This window comes from Miniphocaeibacter sp., assembly GCF_049276255.1.
Taxonomy (GTDB): domain Bacteria; phylum Bacillota; class Clostridia; order Tissierellales; family Peptoniphilaceae; genus Miniphocaeibacter.
On the sequence record NZ_JBASWB010000070.1, the window covers coordinates 1 to 1,731 of the forward strand.

The window sequence follows — 1,731 nt, forward strand, 5'->3', positions numbered from 1 at the left end:
CAAGCCATTTGTGGAAGCCATACGGGCTCATGCCGGCGGGCTGGAGCGGGGTGTCTTCGCGATTGTGTTGAGGGTTGTCCTCGCGCGGATAAATGGCGCCGCTGGAAATTTGGATGTATTGGTCAAACTTGAAATCGAGCAGTGCATTCAGGACGGAAGAAACGGAAAGCTCGAATCCTTGCGCCGGGTCGCGCTCGTCAATGAACTTGCGGGAATTGCCGTTGGCATTGATGAGCAAGGTGGCTGATGCGCCCCGTTGCGCCTCGTAGTTATCGCGATCCACGGCGGTGACGGCGTAGCCGCGCTGTTGGGCTTCCGCGACGATGGCGCTACCAATGAAGCCGTGAGCGCCGATGACGATGCAGGTTTTCATTTAGAGGCGCACCTCGCCGCGTTCGCGGGCTTGTCGAAACCAATCGGTGGTGCGGCGCAAGCCGTCCTCCAGCGATGTGTCACAGGAAAGCCCCAGAGAATGGAGGCGCGTGACGTCAAATATTTTGTCCATTTGCCCGTCGGGCTTCGTAGCGTCCCAGACAATCTCGCCGGCAAAGCCCGTCACTTTTTTGACGGTTTCGGCCAGCTCGCGAATGGAAATCCGGCGGCCCGCGGAGATGTTGACGGGTTCGCTGCTGTTATAATTTTGAATAAACCAAGGGATGGTGGCCATGACATCCCCGGCATAGACAAAATCGCGGGTGGGTTTGCCGGTGCCGAATGCCGTGATGGTGGGGGCCTGCCGTTCCTGCGCCTCCATGTATTTCCGGATCAGCGCGGGGATGACGTGGGCTTCTTCGAGATTGAAGTTGTCCCATTCGCCATACACATTGCCGGGAATCAGCACGATGGAATTGAAGCCATGCTGCACCCGATAGGCCCACGATTGAGTCAGCAGCATTTTTTTGGCGACGGAATATCCTGCGCTTTCGATTTGCGGGTAGCCCGCCCACATTTGGCTTTCATCAATCGGCGAGCGCGCATCCGACGGGTAAGAGCAGCCGCCCATGAAGGTGACGAATTTCTTCACGCCGGCTTGCTGGGCGTCGTGCAGCATATGGGTGTTCATCACCACGTTTTCATAAAAAAACTCGGCGGGGCGCTTGATGTTGGTGATGATGCCGCCGGATTTGGCGGCCATGTGAACGACGCAATCCGGTTGCGTGTTCCGCAGCAGGCGCGCGGGCGCTCCCGGTTCGAGCAAATCGGCAGCGCGGCGGCCGACGCCGATAATTTCGGCCTTTGGGAAGGCCGACTTGAGGCGCGGCATCAGGTGGTGCCCGAGAAAGCCGGTGCTGCCGGTGACTAAGATGCGCTCATACATGGAAAGCCTCGCGGGGAAGTTTGTCGTGCCTCAAAGGGTGGTTCATCCATTGCCGCCAAAGAAGGAAATCAGATATGGGGTGCGGGAAAACATCATGTTTCGATTTTCACCTTATTCATTGTAAAAAAAAGTTCATTTGTGGCATGAAGCAACGTATCATAAGGGTGGATGAGGTATAAATGAAGCAAATTTGGCGTTTGGGATGGATGATTTTTGCGGTTTGTCTGGCGGGCGGTTGCGGGCGGGCGCCTTCCGGCGAGCCGGTCACGGTTGCTTCTTTGACGGAGCGCCTGACGGATCCGCTGTGGCTGGCGCGGCTGGACCAGCCGGACACGCGGTTGCATTCGTCATATGACCGCACGGGGGGCAACGATGATTACGGCTATTTTCTGCGCGACGGGCAGGAGCCGGGC

At 57.6% G+C, this 1,731-nt stretch carries 3 protein-coding genes; 1 reads left to right on the top strand and 2 read right to left on the bottom strand.

Annotation, left to right across the window (positions count from 1 at the left end; all coding sequences use genetic code 11):
* Both WAO56_RS09700 and WAO56_RS09705 read right to left on the bottom strand, forming a co-directional pair.
* On the bottom strand, positions 1-373 hold a 373-nt coding region (locus WAO56_RS09700), incomplete at its 3' end, for an NAD-dependent epimerase/dehydratase family protein (RefSeq protein ID WP_422146338.1).
* Complete coding sequence (locus tag WAO56_RS09705; RefSeq protein WP_422146339.1) at positions 374-1,318, bottom strand: NAD-dependent epimerase/dehydratase family protein; 945 nt, start codon at positions 1,316-1,318, stop codon at positions 374-376. It abuts the gene before it with no gap.
* Between the two features lie 179 nt (positions 1,319-1,497).
* Here WAO56_RS09705 and WAO56_RS09710 point away from each other — a divergent pair.
* On the top strand, positions 1,498-1,731 hold a 234-nt coding region (locus WAO56_RS09710), incomplete at its 3' end, for a hypothetical protein (RefSeq protein ID WP_422146340.1).